General features: G+C 64.3%; 20 protein-coding genes and 1 riboswitch. Of the genes, 9 read left to right on the top strand and 11 right to left on the bottom strand.

Annotated elements, in window-relative coordinates; genetic code table 11:
* Window positions 1-196 precede the first annotated feature (196 nt).
* Window positions 197-1,132, bottom strand: a complete 936-nt coding sequence (locus NKH23_RS23725; protein WP_352910327.1) for a prephenate/arogenate dehydrogenase family protein — start codon at window positions 1,130-1,132, stop codon at window positions 197-199.
* A 6-nt stretch (window positions 1,133-1,138) separates the two neighbouring features.
* Window positions 1,139-2,248, bottom strand: a complete 1,110-nt coding sequence (gene hisC, locus NKH23_RS23720) for a histidinol-phosphate transaminase (protein ID WP_352714201.1) — start codon at window positions 2,246-2,248, stop codon at window positions 1,139-1,141.
* 138 nt (window positions 2,249-2,386) lie between these two features.
* Window positions 2,387-2,464: riboswitch (SAM riboswitch) on the top strand.
* A gap of 92 nt (window positions 2,465-2,556) precedes the next feature.
* Between hisC and metX the strand changes: the two genes are divergently transcribed.
* Entirely contained in the window at window positions 2,557-3,726 is a 1,170-nt protein-coding gene (gene metX / locus NKH23_RS23715) for a homoserine O-acetyltransferase MetX (RefSeq protein WP_352714202.1), read from the top strand.
* Window positions 3,727-3,784: 58 nt separating this feature from the next.
* Entirely contained in the window at window positions 3,785-4,399 is a 615-nt protein-coding gene (gene metW, locus NKH23_RS23710; protein WP_352910325.1) for a methionine biosynthesis protein MetW, read from the top strand.
* Window positions 4,400-4,424: 25 nt separating this feature from the next.
* Here the strand turns inward: metW and NKH23_RS23705 are convergent, their stop codons facing one another.
* Window positions 4,425-4,745 carry a DUF1330 domain-containing protein gene (locus tag NKH23_RS23705; RefSeq protein ID WP_352910322.1) on the bottom strand — a complete coding sequence of 107 codons (321 nt, stop codon included), beginning with the start codon at window positions 4,743-4,745 and terminating at the stop codon, window positions 4,425-4,427.
* 235 nt (window positions 4,746-4,980) lie between these two features.
* Between NKH23_RS23705 and NKH23_RS23700 the strand changes: the two genes are divergently transcribed.
* A complete protein-coding gene (locus NKH23_RS23700; protein ID WP_352910319.1) occupies window positions 4,981-5,727 on the top strand; it encodes an SDR family NAD(P)-dependent oxidoreductase in 747 nt (248 codons plus the stop codon).
* A 34-nt stretch (window positions 5,728-5,761) separates the two neighbouring features.
* Window positions 5,762-6,787 carry an RNA polymerase subunit sigma-70 gene (locus NKH23_RS23695; protein WP_353035463.1) on the top strand — a complete coding sequence of 342 codons (1,026 nt, stop codon included), beginning with the start codon at window positions 5,762-5,764 and terminating at the stop codon, window positions 6,785-6,787.
* 17 nt (window positions 6,788-6,804) lie between these two features.
* On the opposite strand, the gene NKH23_RS23690 is transcribed toward NKH23_RS23695, so the two are convergent.
* The 3 genes from NKH23_RS23690 to NKH23_RS23680 all read right to left on the bottom strand — a co-directional run bounded on the left by NKH23_RS23690 (window position 6,805) and on the right by NKH23_RS23680 (window position 10,421).
* Entirely contained in the window at window positions 6,805-7,611 is an 807-nt protein-coding gene (locus NKH23_RS23690) for a DUF1194 domain-containing protein (RefSeq protein WP_352714209.1), read from the bottom strand.
* A 76-nt stretch (window positions 7,612-7,687) separates the two neighbouring features.
* Window positions 7,688-9,520 (bottom strand): ABC transporter ATP-binding protein/permease, encoded by a 1,833-nt coding sequence (locus NKH23_RS23685; protein WP_352714210.1) that lies wholly within the window; start codon window positions 9,518-9,520, stop codon window positions 7,688-7,690.
* Window positions 9,521-9,650: 130 nt separating this feature from the next.
* Entirely contained in the window at window positions 9,651-10,421 is a 771-nt protein-coding gene (locus NKH23_RS23680) for a class I SAM-dependent methyltransferase (RefSeq protein ID WP_352910313.1), read from the bottom strand.
* Between the two features lie 98 nt (window positions 10,422-10,519).
* Here NKH23_RS23680 and gloB point away from each other — a divergent pair, with 98 nt between their 5' ends.
* Together gloB and NKH23_RS23670 are read left to right on the top strand one after the other, a co-directional pair.
* Window positions 10,520-11,287: a hydroxyacylglutathione hydrolase gene (gene gloB, locus NKH23_RS23675; RefSeq protein WP_352979352.1), complete on the top strand. Its 768-nt coding sequence runs from the start codon at window positions 10,520-10,522 to the stop codon at window positions 11,285-11,287.
* Between the two features lie 21 nt (window positions 11,288-11,308).
* Complete coding sequence (locus NKH23_RS23670; protein WP_352910310.1) at window positions 11,309-11,737, top strand: cupin domain-containing protein; 429 nt, start codon at window positions 11,309-11,311, stop codon at window positions 11,735-11,737.
* 4 nt (window positions 11,738-11,741) lie between these two features.
* Here the strand turns inward: NKH23_RS23670 and NKH23_RS23665 are convergent, their stop codons facing one another.
* Genes NKH23_RS23665 through NKH23_RS23655 form a run of 3 tightly spaced genes read right to left on the bottom strand, consistent with a single transcriptional unit; the run spans window position 11,742 to window position 14,150 of the window.
* Window positions 11,742-12,413 carry a lysoplasmalogenase family protein gene (locus tag NKH23_RS23665; protein ID WP_352714214.1) on the bottom strand — a complete coding sequence of 224 codons (672 nt, stop codon included), beginning with the start codon at window positions 12,411-12,413 and terminating at the stop codon, window positions 11,742-11,744.
* Window positions 12,410-13,315: an aromatic amino acid exporter YddG gene (yddG, locus tag NKH23_RS23660; RefSeq protein ID WP_352714216.1), complete on the bottom strand. Its 906-nt coding sequence runs from the start codon at window positions 13,313-13,315 to the stop codon at window positions 12,410-12,412. Before yddG ends, NKH23_RS23665 begins: the two co-directional genes overlap by 4 nt.
* 43 nt (window positions 13,316-13,358) lie before the next feature.
* A complete protein-coding gene (locus NKH23_RS23655; RefSeq protein WP_352714218.1) occupies window positions 13,359-14,150 on the bottom strand; it encodes a DUF3108 domain-containing protein in 792 nt (263 codons plus the stop codon).
* A 618-nt stretch (window positions 14,151-14,768) separates the two neighbouring features.
* Between NKH23_RS23655 and rpmB the strand changes: the two genes are divergently transcribed.
* From rpmB to NKH23_RS23640, 3 genes are all read left to right on the top strand, one after another.
* A complete protein-coding gene (gene rpmB, locus NKH23_RS23650) occupies window positions 14,769-15,065 on the top strand; it encodes a 50S ribosomal protein L28 (RefSeq protein WP_352714220.1) in 297 nt (98 codons plus the stop codon).
* A gap of 82 nt (window positions 15,066-15,147) precedes the next feature.
* Window positions 15,148-15,828, top strand: a complete 681-nt coding sequence (locus NKH23_RS23645) for a queuosine precursor transporter (RefSeq protein WP_352714222.1) — start codon at window positions 15,148-15,150, stop codon at window positions 15,826-15,828.
* Between the two features lie 62 nt (window positions 15,829-15,890).
* A complete protein-coding gene (locus NKH23_RS23640; protein ID WP_352714224.1) occupies window positions 15,891-16,565 on the top strand; it encodes a polyamine aminopropyltransferase in 675 nt (224 codons plus the stop codon).
* A gap of 38 nt (window positions 16,566-16,603) precedes the next feature.
* Here NKH23_RS23640 and NKH23_RS23635 read toward each other — a convergent pair whose 3' ends face one another.
* Both NKH23_RS23635 and NKH23_RS23630 read right to left on the bottom strand, forming a co-directional pair.
* Window positions 16,604-17,089, bottom strand: coding sequence for an SRPBCC family protein (locus NKH23_RS23635; RefSeq protein WP_352714226.1), 486 nt, complete (start codon window positions 17,087-17,089; stop codon window positions 16,604-16,606).
* Complete coding sequence (locus tag NKH23_RS23630; RefSeq protein ID WP_292664933.1) at window positions 17,086-17,454, bottom strand: ArsR/SmtB family transcription factor; 369 nt, start codon at window positions 17,452-17,454, stop codon at window positions 17,086-17,088. The genes NKH23_RS23635 and NKH23_RS23630 overlap by 4 nt, the downstream gene beginning before the upstream one ends.
* Window positions 17,455-17,570 lie beyond the last annotated feature (116 nt).

The raw sequence follows: 17,570 nt of genomic DNA, 5'->3' as shown, positions 1-17,570 counted from the left end.
CATGCATCAAAACAAGAACCTAATGCGCGTCACATGAGGCCGGTCGAACGCGACGCGCTTTAGAGTAATTCCAGGAAAAGTGTGAACGGTTTTCCGTCCGGAATTGCGTCAAAACAAAAAGATAGAGCGGCTCGGCGTTTCCGTGAAACGATGAACCGTTCTAGGGCGGTCTGGCCTGCGATCGGCCTGCCGCGGCTTATCCCTTCGGCGGGTGTTCGACTGCCTGGCGGCCGAAATCCGGTACGTCGATGTCCTGGCCGGCCTCGATAATCGAGCGGCGGACGGCGCGGGTGCGGGTGAACAGGTCGAACAGCTTTTCGCCGTCGCCCCAGCGGATCGCCCGCTGCAGCGAGGACAGATCCTCGGAAAACCGCGCCAGCATTTCGAGAATGGCGTCCTTGTTGTGCAGGCAGACGTCGCGCCACATGGTCGGGTCGGACGCCGCGAGACGGGTGAAGTCGCGAAAGCCGGAAGCCGAGTATTTGATGACCTCGGACTTGGTCACCGACTCCAGATCGTCGGCGGTACCGACGATGTTGTAGGCGATGATGTGCGGCAGGTGCGAAACGATGGCCAGCGTCATGTCGTGATGCTGCGGGTCCATCGTGTCGATGTTGGAGCCGCAGCGGCGCCAGAATTCCGAGAGCTTTTCCAGTGCCGCGGGATCGGTGCCGGGCAGCGGCGTGAAGATGCACCAGCGGTTCTCGAACAGTTCGGCAAAACCGGCATCCGGTCCCGATTTTTCGGTGCCGGCCAAAGGATGGCCGGGGATGAAGTGCACGCCATCAGGGACATGCGGCTGCATCTGCGCGATGACCGACGCCTTGGTCGAGCCGACATCGGTGAGGATGGCGCCCTTCTTCAGCGCCGGTGCGATCTCCGCGGCGACGGTACCCGAAGAGCCGACCGGCACCGAAACGATGACCAGATCGGCGTCGCGAACCGCCTCTTTCGCGTCCGTCGTGTAGGTGTCGCCAAGGCCAAGTTCGCGCGCCCGCGCCAGCGTCGCCTCGCTGCGCGTCGAAATCGCGACTTGGCCGGCCAGTCCCTCGCGGCGGATGACGCGGGCAAGCGACGAGCCGATCAGGCCGATGCCGACCAGCGCGATCTTTTCGAACATCGGTGAGGTCATGGTGTTCTAGCTTTTCAGGAATGTCGCGAGTGCTGCGACAACGCCGCGGTTGGCCTCTTCGGTGCCGATGCTCATGCGCAGCGCGTTGGGAAAACCGTAGCCGGAAACGCGCCGCAATATGTAGCCGCGCTGGCTGAGGTAGTCGTCGGCCGCCTCCGCCGAATGCTTTTTGTCCTCGGGAAAGTGGATGAGGATGAAATTGCCGACGCTCGGCGTCACCCGCAGCCCAAGCCCCTCCAATTGCTCGCTCAGCCAAGCCAGCCAGGTCTCGTTATGCGCTACGCTGCGTTCGATGTGGGCGCGGTCGCGGATCGCCGCGATGCCGGCCTCGATTGCCGTCGCATTGACATTGAAAGGTCCCCGCACGCGGTTGATCGCGTCGATGACGTGCATTGGCGCATACATCCAGCCGATCCGCGCGCCGCCCAGGCCCAATTTGGAGAAAGTGCGGGTCATGACCACGTTTTCCGCGCTGCCCACCAACTCGACGCCGGCTTCATAGTCGTTGCGCCGGACATATTCGGCGTAAGCGGCATCCAGCACCAGAAGCACGTTTCGCGGCAGGCCGGCATGCAGGCGGCGCACCTCCTGGAACGGCACGTAAGTGCCGGTTGGATTGTTTGGATTGGCAAGGAAGATGATCCTGGTGCGCGGCGTCACCGCGGCAAGGATCGCGTCGATGTCGGCGCGTTCGTGGGTCTCCTTGACCGTTACCGGGACCGCACCGGCCGACTGTATATAGATCTTGTAGACCATGAAGCCGTGTTCGGTGATGATGGCTTCATCGCCGGGTGCGAGGTAGGTCTGCGCCAGCAGGCCCAGAATCTCGTCGGAGCCGTTGGAGCAGACGATGTTCGCCGGGTTGAGCCCGTGCACCTCGGCGATCGCTTCCCTCAGGCGCCTGGCGCTGCCGTCGGGATAGACCGCGAGCTTGTCGGCGACCGCGCGCGCGGCCTCTATCGCCTTTGGCGAAGGACCGAGCGGGTTCTCGTTCGCCGACAATTTATGGACCTTGGCGACACCTTCAGACGCCGCGCTCTTGCCGGGCACATAGGCTTCGATGTCCATGATGCCGGCGCGGGGCGTTGGACGTATCTGATCCGGTGTCTGGCTCATTCCATGAAATCCGTCGAGGATGCCTCCATCCGGAGGCCGCAGCGGAAATACAAGCCGTGGCCCGGAATGTCGAGGGGCGGCAATTCGGGATCAAGAACTTGCCGTTGACGAAGCCATGCGCGAGTCATAGAAGAACGGCTACAGTTCCGTGGTGATTTGGCCGGTCGGCTTGCAGCCACGTTAAACAACTTGCTAAAGGGCCGTTTGCATCCTGTAACCGGCTTTGCGAAGGCATGGCCGGTTTTTTGTTGCCCTGACTGGTTGTTGCTCCAGACTGGCGGCAGCTGAAGCCCGGGCAAGGAGATGTGATGGTCGCTTTGCGCGCTCGAAAAACCAACAACGAGGCCGACCAGCCGTCGAGCCCGGTGTTGCGTTTCGGCGCCGACAAGCCGCTCAAGCTCGACGCCGGCACGCTGCTGTCGCCGTTCCAGATCGCCTACCAGACCTATGGCACGCTCAACGACGCGCGCTCCAACGCCATCCTCGTCTGCCATGCGCTGACCGGCGACCAGCATGTCGCCAACACCAATCCGGTGACCGGCAAGCCGGGCTGGTGGGAAGTGCTGATCGGCCCCGGCAAGATCATCGACACCGACCGTTTCTTCGTAATCTCGTCAAACGTCATCGGCGGCTGTCTCGGCTCCACCGGCCCCGCCTCGACAAATCCCGCCACCGCCAAGCCCTACGGGCTCGACCTGCCGATCATCACCATCCGCGACATGGTGCGGGCGCAGCTGAAGCTGGTCGAGCATTTCGGCATCGAACAGCTGTTCAGCGTGCTTGGCGGCTCGATGGGCGGCATGCAGGTGCTGCAATGGGCCTCCAGCTATCCGGAGCGCGTCTTCTCGGCGCTGCCGATCGCCACCGGCGCCCGCCATTCTTCGCAGAACATCGCTTTCCACGAGGTCGGCAGGCAGGCGGTGATGGCCGACCCCGACTGGCATGGCGGCAAATATTTCGAGCATGGCAAGCGGCCGGAAAAGGGGCTGGCGGTGGCGCGCATGGCCGCCCACATCACCTATCTGTCGGAAGCAGCGCTGCACCGCAAGTTCGGCCGCAACCTGCAAGACCGCGAAGCCCTGACCTTCGGCTTCGATGCCGACTTCCAGATCGAGAGCTATCTGCGCCATCAGGGCATGACCTTCGTCGATCGCTTCGATGCCAACTCCTATCTCTACATGACCCGGGCGATGGACTATTTCGATCTCGCCGCCGACCATGGCGGCCGGCTGGCCGATGCCTTCGCCGGCACCAAGACGCGCTTCTGCCTGGTTTCGTTCACCAGCGACTGGCTGTTCCCGACCGAGGAGAGCCGCTCGGTCGTGCACGCGCTGAACGCGGCCGGCGCCTCGGTATCGTTCGTCGAAATCGAGACCGACCGCGGCCACGACGCCTTCCTGCTCGACGAGCCGGAACTGTTCGCCGCCATCAAAGGCTTCATCGCCTCGGCCGCGCGGGCGAGAGGGCTCGGCGCATGACCTCGGAAGGTTGCGGACTGTTCGGATCAGGACCATGCGCCAGGCAGGAGCCGAACGCATGAGCGTCAACCGCGCCCAGCGCGTCGACCTCGAAGTCGTCGCCGATCTCATCCCGCCGCAGTCGCGGGTGCTGGACGTCGGTTCCGGTGACGGCCTGCTGCTCGAATTGCTGCAGGAGACCAAGAAGGTCGATGGCCGCGGGCTGGAACTGTCGCAGCGCGGCGTCAACGAATGCGTGGCGCGGGGCCTGTCGGTCATCCAGGGCGATGCCGACAAGGATCTCCAATTCTATCCCGACAAGGGTTTCGACTTCGTCGTCTTGTCGCAGACCTTGCAGGCGACCCGCAATCCGAAGCTGGTGCTCGACGAACTGCTCCGGATCGGCAACCGCGCCATCGTCTCCTTCCCGAATTTCGGCCATTGGCGGGTGCGCTTTTCGCTGCTCTTCAACGGCCGCATGCCGGTGACCAAGGACCTGCCCTATTATTGGTACGACACCCCCAACATCCATTTCTGCACCATTCGCGATTTCGTCAATCTATGCGACGAGCTTGGCGCGACGGTGGAAAAGGCAACCGCGCTCGACGCCAACGGCCAGCGGATCGGCTTCTCGATGCCGTGGTGGTTCTGGAATTTTTTCGGCCAGCAGGCGGTGTTCCTGCTGAAACGATAAGAGCCAGTCGTAGCAGATCGTCCCTTTATTCGAGAACGTCGGTGGCCTTGTGCGGGTGCTGGACGCCGTCGACGAAGACCACGTCGGACTGGGAATTGCCGGTACGCAGCGGCAAGATCTCCCGATAGGCGGGCGAGTCGTACCATGCGCGCGCCTGCTGCCTGTCGGGAAACTCGATAATCACGAGGTGCCCCGGCCAGGTGTTTTCAACGGCTTCCACCTCGCTGCCATGCACGATGAAGCGACCGCCAAACGGCTCCAGCGTGGCATCGATCTTGTGCAGGTACTCGATGATCTGCGGCCCTGGCGTGACCTGGCGCATATGGGCGACGGCATAGGCGGTCATGGCGTAACTCCTTGTGGTCGAAAGCCGAACAATCGGCTTGATGGGAGCAGTTTTGCCGAGACGTAGCGCACAGGTCGATTACCCCCGAGGTAATGACACTGAATACAAAACTGGCGCGCCGCTGCCGTCACTGAAAGATATTTCCGCCTGGCACCGATGATTTCCCCTCGCCCGCGCTGTCCTTATCGATGAGCGCGCCTGGATGGTCCGGCGGCCGGGAACAGAGAGGTGATCCATGGGATCGTTGCAAGGTCAGAATGTCGTCGTCGTCGGAGGCAGCCGTGGTGTTGGCCGCTCCATCGCGGAGGCCGCCCTCAAGGAGAAAGCGACGGTGCTGGCCGTCGCCCGCGGAAAACAGGCTCTGGCGCAATTTGCCTGGGAGGTCTCGGGTGTGAAGACGCTCGCGGTCGATGCGACGGTGGACTCCGCCCCCGATAAGGTCTTCGCCGCGCTGGAGCCGGACGTGCTGGTGATCTGTGCAGGTGCGCTGGCGCCTTCCGCGCCGGTGCATGAACAGAACTGGAAGGCGTTCTCCGCAAACTGGGACACGGACGTCAAGGCCTCGTTCCTGTTTTGCCGGGCCGCTCTGCGGCGTCCGCTCAAGCCGGGAACCCGGATCGTTCTGATCTCCAGCGGCGCGGCCTTGACCGGCGGGCCACCGAACGCCGGCGGCTATGCCGGCGCAAAACGCATGCAGATGTTCCTGGCCGGTCATAGCCAGAAGGAGGCCGACCGGCTCGGCCTCCGCCTGCGCTTCATGGCGCTCGCGCCGATGCGCATCATGCCGGAGACCGGCGTCGGCAAGGCCGGCGTCGACAGCATCGCGGCCTATATGGGCATCCAGCCGGCGGACTTCATCGCCGCCATGACCGACATGCAAACGCCGGCCGATGTCGGACGGGCGGTGGTCGCGCTCGCCACCGGCCAACCGCAAGGCAGTTCCTTCATGGTGAGCGGGAGCGGCCTTGCACCGGCCGCCTGAGGCGCGCGTAATGCGAACCTAACCCGGAAGTCCCATGACAGACGCTCAGCCACCTCTGGACCCAGCACGCCAGCCGATTCTCGATCGGCTGGCCTTCGAGAAGGTCACGGCCGCGCATCGCCGCGAGCTCAAGCTGCATTGCTATCGCATGATGGGTTCGCTGCACGAGGCCGACGACCTCATCCAGGACACGTTGCTTCGCGCCTGGCGCGCAAGATCGGAGTTCGACGGGCGGGGTTCGGTTCGCGGTTGGCTCTACATGATCGCGACCAACGCTTGCCTCAACGCCATCAAGGCGAGGTCGAGGGCGCGTCGCATTCTCCGGGAACCCGGACGGCCGCCCTCCCACGGGGCGGCCATGGGCGGGCCTGTAGCCGACATCGCCTGGCTGGAGCCCTACCCCGACGCGGAGCTTCCAGACATTGCCGGCAGCGAGCCAGGTCCGGAAGCTCGTTACGAGAGCCGCGAGGCCGTCCAGATCGCCTTCGTCGCCGCGATCCAGGATCTGCCGCCCAGACAGCGCGCCGCGCTGCTGCTTGCCGACGTCCTCGGATGGTCGGCTGTCGAGGCGGCGCGTTTGCTGGGCGGATCGACGGCTTCGATCAACAGCGCGTTGCAGCGGGCCCGCGCAACGCTGGCGGCGCGCTATCCTCAGGGACGGCCGGCCAGCCGATCACGGCCCAGCCCCGAAGAAGGCATGCTGCTCGAACGCTACATGCAGGCCTGGCAGGCCGCCAATCTCGACAGCTTGATCGAGCTCCTGCGTGAGGACGCCATCTATACCATGCCGCCCTGGCGCGAATGGTATCAAGGCCGCGAAGCGATCCGCGGTTTCTTCGAGACCGTTTGGCCGAGGTTTGGCGGCTTGCGCACGCTGGCCACCCGCGCCAATGCCCAGCCGGCGGTCGGGGTTTATTCCCGCAGCCACGATGGCCCTGAATGGCGGGCCCATTCCCTGCATGTGTTCGACGCGGCCGAGGGCGGGATCGCTTCCTTCACGATCTTCATAGGGCCGCTCGGGCCATCTCTGTTCCCGGCCTTCGGCCTGCCACCAGCCTAGCTTACCCCTGGCAAGCCTTACCGGTCGAGTTCCGGGAAATACGGGTCGGAGAAAAACCGCCGGTCGCGCTCGCCTTGCAGGCAGTCGATCGGTGCGTCGACGCGGATCGTCCTCGGATCTTCCCTGGGATACTCGATGCCGCTGACCTCGAGGATCAGTTTGCGGCGAGTGGCGGTGGCGAATTCGGAAGCAGCATAGATCGGCAGCACGAACGAGCCCGGCCCGCCGGTAACGCATTCGGCATAATACCGGTCGAGATGACTGAAGGTAGGTGACGGGCTGATCAGGATCGGCAGGCCGTTGATGACGATGCCCTTCGCCAGCGCCGCATCGCGTGCCGTTGTGACCGGCAAGCCGGTGTTGTTTGGGCCGTCGCCCGAGACGTCGATGACGCGGCGTTTGCCGGCGAAGGCCGTGCCGTTGAAAAGCTCGGCGCCGAAGGCCACTGCACCGGAAATCGAGGTGCCGCGAAAGCTCCTGAACGGGCGGGCCGCGATCTTGTCGGCGAAAGCGTTGGCGCTCTCCTTGCTGTCGACGACCTGCCAGGCAATGACCGCATCGTCGCGGATCGTGCCGGCCCATTCGAAATAGGCGATGGCGATGCGGCCGGAGGTGCCGGCACGCACGGCGTTGATGAAGTCGGGGTGGCGCAGCGCCGCGACATAGCCGGCGCGCTGCAGGGCAAACTCCCTTTCATCCATCGACTGCGAGATGTCGACGGCCAGCACCAGTTCGACATCGACGGCAATTGCATTGGCGGGCGCGGCCGCAGGTGCCGCCGGGGTGCAGGCAAGGCAGGCGAGCAGGGCGAGAGCGTCAAGCATGGCCGATCGGAACGTCCCCATCTGAAACGATCGCGACAGTTTTTCGCCGCGATCGCGGCGAAATAAAGCTTGCCTTCTATTTCTTTCGGCCAGCCGAGGCGATAGCCGGGGGCGGTTCGATGGCACCTGCCCTGATACGGGCGGGCTTGAGTGGCGGTTGGCCGGCATCCTTGACGATGGTCAACGCCCGCCGGAAAAAGCGGGCATTGTGCTGGCCGCGGCCGATATTGAGGATCGCGGCGTCGGGAAGGCGCTTCTCCAGCATCGACAGCACTTGCCTCAGCGTCGGGCCGTCGAACGCGTCCAGCGCCTCGTCGATGATCACCCATTTCGGCCGTCGCAAGGCGAGCCTGGCAAAGGCCAACAGACGCTGCTCGTCGTCGCTGAGTTCACGCTCCCAGCGCGCCGAGCGATCGAGCGAGGACGACAGGCGCTGCAGCCCGACATCCGCCAGCACCTCCGAAATCTCGGCATCGCTCGCCTCCGCCGCGCCGTCTGAATGGTTGAGCACCTCGCGCAGCTTGCCGAGCGGGAAATAGGGCGTACGCGGAACAAAGATCGGCGCTTCTCCGGCCGGCATGCCGATGCGGCCGCTGCCCCATGGCCACAAACCGGCAATGGCGCGGAAGAACAGCGTCTTGCCGGCGCCCGGATCTCCGGTGATCATGACGCGGTCGCCGGCGCGGATTTCAACATGCGGCTCGGCAAGCTTGGTGCATCCCTCCGGCGAGGCAATCTCAAGTTTCTCGAAGGTGAGGCTGCCGTCCGGATTTTCGCCGAAGGCGATACGCCTTTCCGTATTGTGCAGCGCGTCGGTGTCGCCGAGCGCGATGCGGAAGTCGGCGACCCGCATCAGCGTGGCGCGCCAATCGGCGATGCCGCCGATATTGTTGATGAACCAACGCAGCGAGGAATGGACCTGGTTGAAAGCGCCGACTGCCATCATCAAGCCGCCAAAGCTGATATCGCCGGCGAAATAGACCGGTGAAGCGACAAGGATCGGCGCGACGACAGTGATCCAGCCATAGGTGTCGGTAACCCAGGAAAGATTGATCTGGGCGCTGTAGATGCGCCGCATGGCGCCCAGCACCATGCCAAGATCGAATTCGAGGCGGCGCCTGGCATCGGCCTCGCCATGCGCGAGCGCGATGGCATCGACATTCTCGTTCACGCGAACCACCGAGGAGCGCAGCTCCGCTTCGCGCGTATAGCGATCGTTGTTGAAGCGGATCAGCGGCCGCCCGACCAGCCAGCTCAACCACGAAGCGGTGCCAGCATAAAGGATCGCCGCCCAGACCATGTAGCCGGGTATGGCCAGCGAATGGCCGCCTATGTGGAAGACGAAGCCGGAAGACAGCGACCACAGAACCCCAACAAAGGAGGCAAGCAGGATGCAGGACTGCAGCAGGCCGATGCCGAGGCCGGTGGAAAGATCGGAGAGATGCCCGGCATCCTGCTGCAGGCGCTGGTCGGGATTGACGCCGATGGCGCCGGCATGGGTCAGCCGGAAGGCACGCGCCGGCCGCATCCATTCGTCGATCAGGTCGAGCGTCAGCGCCTCGCGCAGCTTCAGGCGGAGCATCTGGTCGAGCCAGGTCTGGCCGACATTGAGCACCACAAGCCCGCCGGCGATGCCGGCAAAGACCAGAAGCTGATGCAGGAAAGCCGGCATGTCGCGCCGCGCCAGCGCGTCGTAGAAAGGCTGGTTCCAGCGATTGAGCAGAATCTGCCCGATCGAGCTCGCCACGATGACTGCGACGATGCCGATCGCGGCCCAAAACAATTGCCTTCGCACTGGCGAGGTGGTCAGCGCCAATTTGATTGTTGCCAGCTGCTCACGCAGGCTGCTGGCTTCGATCGACGTGGCAAGCTTCTGGGCACTGGCCTCGACATCCGGAAGATCAGCCATGAGTGGATCCTTGCATTCGGAAGCGGTGCTGAAACCCGGTCATAGAATCGACCGCGTATGCCTTCAATCGGGCAGCCAACCTGTCCGCGACAGATAGGTGAGAAAAAGCCTGCCTCGGATCACGAACGCGTCATCTTGGCGGCGCCGGGTGTTTAGCCCGCAACGCCCGGCCGAGCGTCGGCGCGCCATGCGGCGAGAGAACCGGCACGAAGACGCGGCGGGACGCGCGCTGCGCAACCGGGACGCCCTGATAGAGCCGCTTCTGCGCCTCGACGACGATGACGCCGGAGAAGATCGGCCAGAAGCGCCGGCCGGCGCGTTCCAGCACATTGTGGAACTGCATCATGAAACGTCGCGGCGACGGCGGGAAGAACAGCGCATCGGACCACGCCGCCGGCGTGAAATTCGCTTCGCGCAGCAATTCGGTCAGCTGGCCGCGCGAGAACGGCCGGCCATTGCCGAAAGGGGTGTGCTCGAAGCGCGCCCAGACGCCGCGCCGGTTGGGCACGACGATGACGACACGGCCGGCCGGCGACAGCACCCGCCAGATCTCGTTCAGCGTCTCGCGCGGGTTCTCGACATGTTCGAGCGAATGGACGAGCAGCATGCGGTCGATGCAGGAATCGACCAGCGGCAGTTCCTCGTCGAAGACAAGCGCGGTCGCCGTCGGCCCCGTCGCCGGCCAGACCACCGCGCCCTGCGTTGCCGGCATGAAGGCAAAGACCCGCTCGGCATCGCTGCCGAAGCGCTCCAGCCACGGCAAGGTGTAGCCGAGGCCGACCAGCCGCTCGTTGGGCACGATGGCCCATATCGAGGACAGCGCCATGGTGATCGAGCGTTCGGCCAGGCGGCCGAGCGTGGTCGAATAGAAGGAACGGAGGTCGACAATGTCTGAATGCATGCGCGGAACGGTAGCTTCGAAGCAGTCCAAGTTCAACAAAGGCAGATGACATCGGCTGGCAGGCGCCCTATGTCTGCGGCAATAAAGGGAGAGATATGATGCCGGTCGAGATCGAACAATTCATGTGCCGCAGCGACAATTTCGGCGTGCTGGTGCATGATCCGAAAAGCGGCCAGACGGCGCTCATCGACGCACCCGAGGAGGCGCCGATCCTGGCGGCGATCAAGCGCACCGGCTGGACGCCGACGATGATCCTGACCACCCACCACCATCTCGACCACGTCGAGGCCAATCTGGCGCTGAAGGAGCGATTCAAGCTGCGCATCGTCGGGCCGGAAGCCGAAAAGGCAAAGATTCCCGGCATCGACGAAACCGTCGAGCAAGGCTCGGTCCTCCGCCTCGGCGACGAGCGGATCGAGGTTATCGCCACGCCCGGCCACACGGCGGGCCATGTCACCTATCACCTGCCGGCGTCGAAAGTGGCATTCGCCGCCGACACGCTGTTTGCGCTCGGCTGTGGGCGGCTGCTCGAATGCAAGCCGCCGGTGATGTACGAATCCCTGAAGAAGCTCGCGGCGCTGCCGGCCGAGACGGTCGTCTATTGCGGCCATGAGTATACGCTGGCCAATGCCCGTTTCGCGCTGACCATCGATCCGACCAATTCGGCGCTGAAAGAGCGCGCCGCGAAAGTCGAGGCGCTGCGCGCCGACGGCAAGCCGACGCTGCCGACGACGATCGGCGAGGAACTTTCGACCAATCCGTTCCTGCGCTGGCACGATCCGGCGATCCGCAGGCATCTCGGCCTGGAGAAGGCCTCAGACGCCGAAGTGTTCGCCGAGATCCGCAAGCGCAAGGACAATTTCTGAGCGGCGCCCGGAGCTAGGGTCATGACCAGTTCCGCCGAAATCATCGCCCTGCTCGGCCTGAAGCCGCATCCGGAAGGCGGCTGGTATGCCGAGACCTTTCGCGACGGGGCGGAAGGCGCCCGCGGCCATTCGACGGCGATCTATTTCCTTCTGGAGAAGGACCAATTGTCGGCCTGGCACCGGGTCAGGGACGCGGCCGAGGTCTGGCACTTCTATGACGGCGCGCCGCTGGCGCTGTCGATACATCGAGAAGGCGGTCCCGTCATCGAGGAGGTCCTCGGTACGGCGCTTGCCGCGGGCGAGCGGCCGCAGATCGTCGTGCCGGCAGGCTGGTGGCAGTCGGCACGCAGCCTCGGCGAATGGACCCTGGTCGGCTGCACGGTGGCGCCGGGCTTCGATTTCGCCGCCTTCGAACTGGCCGAACCAGGCTGGCTGCCGGGCACGCCCTAGGCACCTAGCCCAGCAGGAAACCCAGCGTGATCGCGAGCTGGCCGGCGTAATACAGCGCCCAGACCGCATGGCGCACCCAAATGCGATGCGGCGAGATGGCGGGCAGCAGGAACCTTTCCGAAGCGAGCAGCCCGTCGGACAGGATGAGCAGGACGATGCCGCCAATGACCCAGACGCTGTTCAGGGTGAGCGCCGCAATGCCCATGGCAAGCAGTGCCGCGGCATGCACACCGATCGGCAAACGCAAGGCGGGGCCGACGCGGCGCCGGAGCGCGAAAAGCATGGCCAGCACCGACACGACCATCGCCAGCACGATCGCTGCCCGCCATGGCTCGGCCGAAAGCAGTCCGAGGCCGCCGCCGGCACGCAGGAACAGCACGACGTAAAGCACATGCGCGGCAAGAAAGCTGGCCGTGCCACCAAGAAATGCCTTCTCGCCGTCGCGCGACAGGAAGGCGTCGCCGATGGCACTGGCGCCCAGCGCGGCGACGAGCAGCCATGGGCCGCCCTGCTGCACGACCAGCACCGCCAGCATTGCAACCGCCAATGTCCTTGCCGCCGACCGCGAAAGACGCGGCCGCATGCCGAGGCTGAACGCGTAAATCACCGTCGCCGCCAACGAAAACACCAGCGTCGCATTGGCATTGGCATCGATGCCGCCGGGAAACGGCATCATGCGTTTGCCTCGCTCGTAGCCCTCTTGCGCAGGAACAGCGATTTCGCCGCCAGCGCCGCGCCGCCGGTGATCAGCACGCAGGCGGCGAGGATGCGCCATGACGGCTCGGCGAAGCCGGCGGCGATCAGCACCAGTGTCGACAGCAGCGGCGCGGCATAGCTCGCCGCCCCCAGCACCTGGATGTTGCCGCGCTTGACGCCTATGTCCCAGGCATAGAACGCCGCCCCCACCGGCATCAGACCGAGGCCGAGCACGGCCAGCCACTGGCCGGCGCCGTCGGGCAGCACCGTCTGTTCAAGCAACAGATGGCAGACGAGCGAAAGGGCCGCGGTGGCGGCGCAGAACCAGGTGACGGTGCTGGTCGGTACCGACGGGAAGCGCCGCGACAACAGCGAATAGGACGACCACAGCACCGCACAGACGCCGGCCATGGCGTAGCCGAAGGCATAACGCGCATCGAAGGCAAGCCCGCCGCCCTTGGTGACGATCAGGACCGTGCCGGCAAGGCCGAGCAGCGCGCCGACGATATGGTTCCAGGCCAGCCGCTCGCCAGGCATCAGCGCCGATCCCAGCACGATCAGCAGCGGCCACAGATAGGCGATCAGACTGGCCTCGACGGCCGGCGCATTGCGCAGCGCGGTGAAGTAGAAAAAGTGGTAGCCGAACAGGCCGGCAATGCCAATCACCCAGACTTTGCGTGGTATTTTGACCTGGCGCGGTGTCTTCGCGGCGCCGTCGGCTGCCGGCATGAACAGCCGGGCAACCAGCCCGACGCAGGTGCCGATCGTAAAGGTGATTGCCGAAAGCAGGAACGGCGGCACGGCGCCCGAAGCATCCGTAAGCAGCGCCAGCAGCGCCCACATGGCGACCGCGGAGAAGCCGATCAGTGTTGCGCGCGCCATATCCGTCGCCCCCGTGCCCATCGTTGGCGGCGCACCATCACGCCTATTCGTTTGCTTCGAACCGCTCCGCGCTGATCGTCAACGGGCCGATTTGCGTGCTGACCGTGGCGCGGATCGGCGCATATACGCCGCTTTGGCCGACCGGTGCAAACGTCACCATGATGCGGCTGCGTTTCTTCAGGTAGTTCAGCGCCTTGCGGTTCTTGCGGTAGCCGGCCACCGGCTCGAAGCCTAGCCTGCAGGTGACCGTATCGCCCTTGTAGCCGGTCACCGAGATCGACCCTTTCGACTCGTAGGTCAGTTTCAGATCGGCACGCATTTCGCCGTCATAGAGCTTCACCGTGCGCCCGCAGACCTGGTCGAGGCTGTCGGCATGGATGACGGTCGCGGCCATCGGATCGAGGACGGATACGAGATCGCTGCCGACCAGCGGTATCCAGTTGTTGGGATTGCGCTTCTTCGGCTCAGGCACGACCTTGGTCGAGGTGACGACGCCGTTGGCAAACTGGATGTCGATCATCGATGCCTTCTTGCCGGACGTGTAGTCGGCGTGGAACGCTTGCGGCTGCAACTGCTTGCCCGAAATCTTGCCCTTCGACGAGATCGTGCCTCGCGTATCGTCGAACAAAGTGGCGAGCCCGGCGGCGGAGACGCTGCCCTCGATCGAATAGGTGTCGCCCTCGTAATCGCTGGAGAATTTCGCCTTGGCCACGGAGAGGCCGAGGAACGACACCGAATACTCGCCCGTGAAGGATTGCGGCTCTGCGGTCGAAGCCGTCGTCGACAGCACGACGGCCACCAACACGATCAGGGCATGGAGGAAAGAACGAGGCATGGCGGGTCCTTGATTGTCGACCGGACGGGCGGCTCCGGTCTGGCATGTCCCTGTGCGACCGTTTATAGGCTGAATTCCGGCCTTAATGTGAAAGGCGGCTTCGGCAGGAAACGCTGGGGCTGGTCGGTGGGAGCTGACGGAAGCCGGAAATGAAAAACCCGCCTCGGTGGGCGGGTCGGCGGTGCGAATCAGCACCATACCGAAATTAATAGCATAGCTGCCGGCACAAAGCAAGAACAAAATGTGGCGCCCTCGACGAATTTGCCGATCTCTCCCTTGCGGAGGAGATGGCCGGCAGGGCAGAGGGGGTGTTACGGATCGCCAAGGTTCAGTTTATCCTCCCAGTGCCGAGAGTTTTGGCTGCAACGGTGCTAAGTCGGAGGGACAGCCCCTCTGGCCTGCCGGCCATCTCCTCCGCAAGGGGGAGATCGGCAGCTTCGCTGGTAGCGCCTTCTCCGAAAGTGCGATTCCCCTCTTCCGAGCAACCCCAAGCTTGACGCATCGGCGAAATGCAACTATGGAACGCCAACTTTTTCCATAAGGCCGCCTGACCGAAACCGCGCGCCACCCGGCGCGGGTCGAATGTTTGGCCAGGACCGAGAACCGAAGGTTAGTATCATGTCCCGCACCTGCGAACTCACTGCCAAGGCAGTCATGTCCGGCAACAATGTGAGCCACGCCAACAACAAGACCAAGCGTCGCTTCCTGCCCAATCTCGTCAATGTGACGTTGATCTCGGAAGCGCTGAACCAGAATGTGCGCCTGCGCATTTCGGCCAACGCGCTGCGTTCGGTCGAGCATCGCGGCGGCCTCGATGCCTTCCTGGTCAAGGCTGACGCCAAGGAATTGTCGCAGCGCGCCCGCCTGTTGAAGAAGCAGATCGCCAAGAAGCTCGCCGAACGGCCGGCCGCCTGAGTTTTTCGGCGGCAGCCGCCTTCCAGGGCGTGACCGGGGTTCCGGATCGGGTTCCGCTGGTTCCATCACCCAGGATAAAAAAATGATTTTCCTCTCGCGGTACCTGCCCTTCGTGGCGGCCATGGCACTCGTCGTCGTGGCTTCGAACATCCTTGTGCAGTTCCCGATGCAGGGTGCAATCGGCGGGCTGTCGCTGGCCGACATCCTGACCTGGGGCGCCTTCACCTATCCGTTCTCCTTCCTAGTCACCGATCTCGCCAACCGCCGCTACGGCCCGGCGGTGGCGCGCAGGATCGTCTTTGTCGGCTTCATGACAGCGGTGGTCTGCTCGATCGTCATCCCACCGCTGCTGTTTCGCCACGGCCTGATCGAATTCGAGACCGCCGCCGACCGGCTGGTGCGCATTGCCGCGGCGTCGGGCGCGGCCTTCCTCACCGCGCAGTTGCTCGACGTCACCGTGTTCAACCGGCTGCGCCGGCAGAGCTGGTGGCGCGCACCGATCGTCGGCACGCTGGTCGGCTCAGTCTTCGATACGGTGGTGTTTTTCACCGTCGCCTTTGCGGCGGCTTTCGCCTTCGCCGGGCCGAACGACGGCTTTGCGCTGGAGACCGCGCCGCTGATGGGCGTGCTGCCGGTCGAGACGATGCGCTGGATATCCTGGGCGCTCGGCGATCTCAGCGTCAAGCTGGTCATAGCGGTGGTGGCGCTGATCCCTTACAGGCTGCTTGCCGCCCGCTGGAGCCAGCCGGCACTGGCGGCATAGAGCATGATCCCGAAAAGTGGGAACCGGTTTTCGGACAAGATCATGCTCAAAGACTATCGAGCATGATCCCCTGGCTTCAACTGGACTCGGCAAAAACGCCTGACGGCGGACAGGAACTCCGCCTGAAGCGGCGCGGCGGCGAATTCTCGATCATGCTTGGCGCGAACGAGCTGATGAACAGCCGGCTCAGCGGTTCCGAAGAGGCGCTGGCCAAACTGTCTTGTCAAAGGATTGCCGGCCGCCTGAACCCAAGCATCCTGATCGGCGGCCTCGGCATGGGCTTTACCTTGCGCGCGGCGCTGGCCGAGCTTGGCGCCGATGCGAAGGTCACCGTTGCCGAACTGGTACCGGCGGTCGTGACGTGGGCGCGCGGCCCGATGGCCGAGGTTTTCGACGGCTGCCTTGACGACCGGCGCGTAGGCATTCGCGAGACCGATGTCGGTCAGCTCATCCGATCGCAAGCATCGGCCTGGGACGCGATCCTGCTCGACGTCGACAACGGCCCCGAGGGCATCGTCTACAAGGCCAACGATGCGCTCTACAGCGGCACCGGCCTGATCAGCGCGAGAGCAGCTCTCAAGCCCGGCGGTGTGCTGGCGGTCTGGTCGCAGGGCCCTGACGCAGGTTTCACCCTCAGGCTCAAGCAGGCGGGCTTCACGGTCGACGAGGTTAAGGTGCGGGCTCACGGCAAGCGCGGCGCCCGTCACATCGTCTGGCTCGCGAGCAAGGGGCAATAGGCCCCTTGTTGGACGCCGCCCGATACCCCGACGAACCTCTACTGCGCGTTCTGAAGCTCGGCAGCGAGCGCCTGCAGCAGCCCGCGCGTGCCCTCCTCGCGCCCTTGCGCTGAATCGACGCCATCGAAGAACGCACCCTGTTCGGTATAGGTCAGGCGGGTGCCGTCGCCGGAAGGTGCAAGCTCGACGGTGGTGAGAGACGCCGACAGCGGCTGCGGCCCGACCGCCATCCGGTAGGAAAATACGATGCGCCGGTCAGGGACGATGTCTTGGAACTGCGCATCGAGCCTGATTTCCGGGCCGCCCTGATAGCTGAACCGCGAAACCTCGCCGCCGCCGACACGGAAATCGAAGGTGAATTCGGCGATGGTGAAGCCGTCACCTTCGACGCGCCAACGCCGCACCGTCGCCTTGTCGGCAAAGGCAAAGAAGACGCGCTCGGGCGATTGTGGATAGGTCCGCTCGATCGTGAAGGTCGAATGGATGACGGAGTGCTCGTCGTTCACGGGCGCAATCTGGTTCATTTCTTGTCGTCCTTTTCCTGGTCGTGGAGTGTTGCGTTCGGTTGGGAAGTCTCCGCCAGGATCTGGCCGAGACGGTCGAGGTGGCGTTCGGCCGGCGTACGGCGCGCGGCGATCCAGTCGGCGAGCGGGGCGAGCCCGCCGGGCTCGATCCGGCAGGTGCGCACGCGTCCGACCTTCTCGCTTCGGATCAGCCCGCACGCTTCCAGCGCCTGAAGATGCTGGAGCACGGCGGCGAACGTCATGCCGAACGGCTCCGCCAACTGGCTGACGGTGGCCGGCCCGCGGCTCAGCCTTTCCAGGATTGCCCGGCGCGTCGGCTCGGCAAGAGCTCGCAGGATGCTGTCGATCTCGGAATACTTAAGCATAGACTTGAGTGTCCCTTCGATGGCACAAATTGTCAAGTCTTGACTAAAGTGTTTTTTGCAGGCGGCGAATCTGGCTGGAACCCGCAGGTTATTGCCAGGGGGCATTGCCAAGGGAA

Source organism: Mesorhizobium sp. M1328 (assembly GCF_040318075.1).
Lineage (GTDB): Bacteria > Pseudomonadota > Alphaproteobacteria > Rhizobiales > Rhizobiaceae > Mesorhizobium.
This window is presented reverse-complemented; position numbering and strand designations above follow the sequence as displayed.

Coding starts and splice junctions, on each gene's coding strand:
- NKH23_RS23725 (WP_352910327.1), bottom strand. CDS start 1,132: ATGACCTCACCGATGTTCGAAAAGATCGCGCTGGTCGGCATCGGCCTG.
- hisC (WP_352714201.1), bottom strand. CDS start 2,248: ATGAGCCAGACACCGGATCAGATACGTCCAACGCCCCGCGCCGGCATC.
- metX (WP_352714202.1), top strand. CDS start 2,557: ATGGTCGCTTTGCGCGCTCGAAAAACCAACAACGAGGCCGACCAGCCG.
- metW (WP_352910325.1), top strand. CDS start 3,785: ATGAGCGTCAACCGCGCCCAGCGCGTCGACCTCGAAGTCGTCGCCGAT.
- NKH23_RS23705 (WP_352910322.1), bottom strand. CDS start 4,745: ATGACCGCCTATGCCGTCGCCCATATGCGCCAGGTCACGCCAGGGCCG.
- NKH23_RS23700 (WP_352910319.1), top strand. CDS start 4,981: ATGGGATCGTTGCAAGGTCAGAATGTCGTCGTCGTCGGAGGCAGCCGT.
- NKH23_RS23695 (WP_353035463.1), top strand. CDS start 5,762: ATGACAGACGCTCAGCCACCTCTGGACCCAGCACGCCAGCCGATTCTC.
- NKH23_RS23690 (WP_352714209.1), bottom strand. CDS start 7,611: ATGCTTGACGCTCTCGCCCTGCTCGCCTGCCTTGCCTGCACCCCGGCG.
- NKH23_RS23685 (WP_352714210.1), bottom strand. CDS start 9,520: ATGGCTGATCTTCCGGATGTCGAGGCCAGTGCCCAGAAGCTTGCCACG.
- NKH23_RS23680 (WP_352910313.1), bottom strand. CDS start 10,421: ATGCATTCAGACATTGTCGACCTCCGTTCCTTCTATTCGACCACGCTC.
- gloB (WP_352979352.1), top strand. CDS start 10,520: ATGCCGGTCGAGATCGAACAATTCATGTGCCGCAGCGACAATTTCGGC.
- NKH23_RS23670 (WP_352910310.1), top strand. CDS start 11,309: ATGACCAGTTCCGCCGAAATCATCGCCCTGCTCGGCCTGAAGCCGCAT.
- NKH23_RS23665 (WP_352714214.1), bottom strand. CDS start 12,413: ATGATGCCGTTTCCCGGCGGCATCGATGCCAATGCCAATGCGACGCTG.
- yddG (WP_352714216.1), bottom strand. CDS start 13,315: ATGGCGCGCGCAACACTGATCGGCTTCTCCGCGGTCGCCATGTGGGCG.
- NKH23_RS23655 (WP_352714218.1), bottom strand. CDS start 14,150: ATGCCTCGTTCTTTCCTCCATGCCCTGATCGTGTTGGTGGCCGTCGTG.
- rpmB (WP_352714220.1), top strand. CDS start 14,769: ATGTCCCGCACCTGCGAACTCACTGCCAAGGCAGTCATGTCCGGCAAC.
- NKH23_RS23645 (WP_352714222.1), top strand. CDS start 15,148: ATGATTTTCCTCTCGCGGTACCTGCCCTTCGTGGCGGCCATGGCACTC.
- NKH23_RS23640 (WP_352714224.1), top strand. CDS start 15,891: ATGATCCCCTGGCTTCAACTGGACTCGGCAAAAACGCCTGACGGCGGA.
- NKH23_RS23635 (WP_352714226.1), bottom strand. CDS start 17,089: ATGAACCAGATTGCGCCCGTGAACGACGAGCACTCCGTCATCCATTCG.
- NKH23_RS23630 (WP_292664933.1), bottom strand. CDS start 17,454: ATGCTTAAGTATTCCGAGATCGACAGCATCCTGCGAGCTCTTGCCGAG.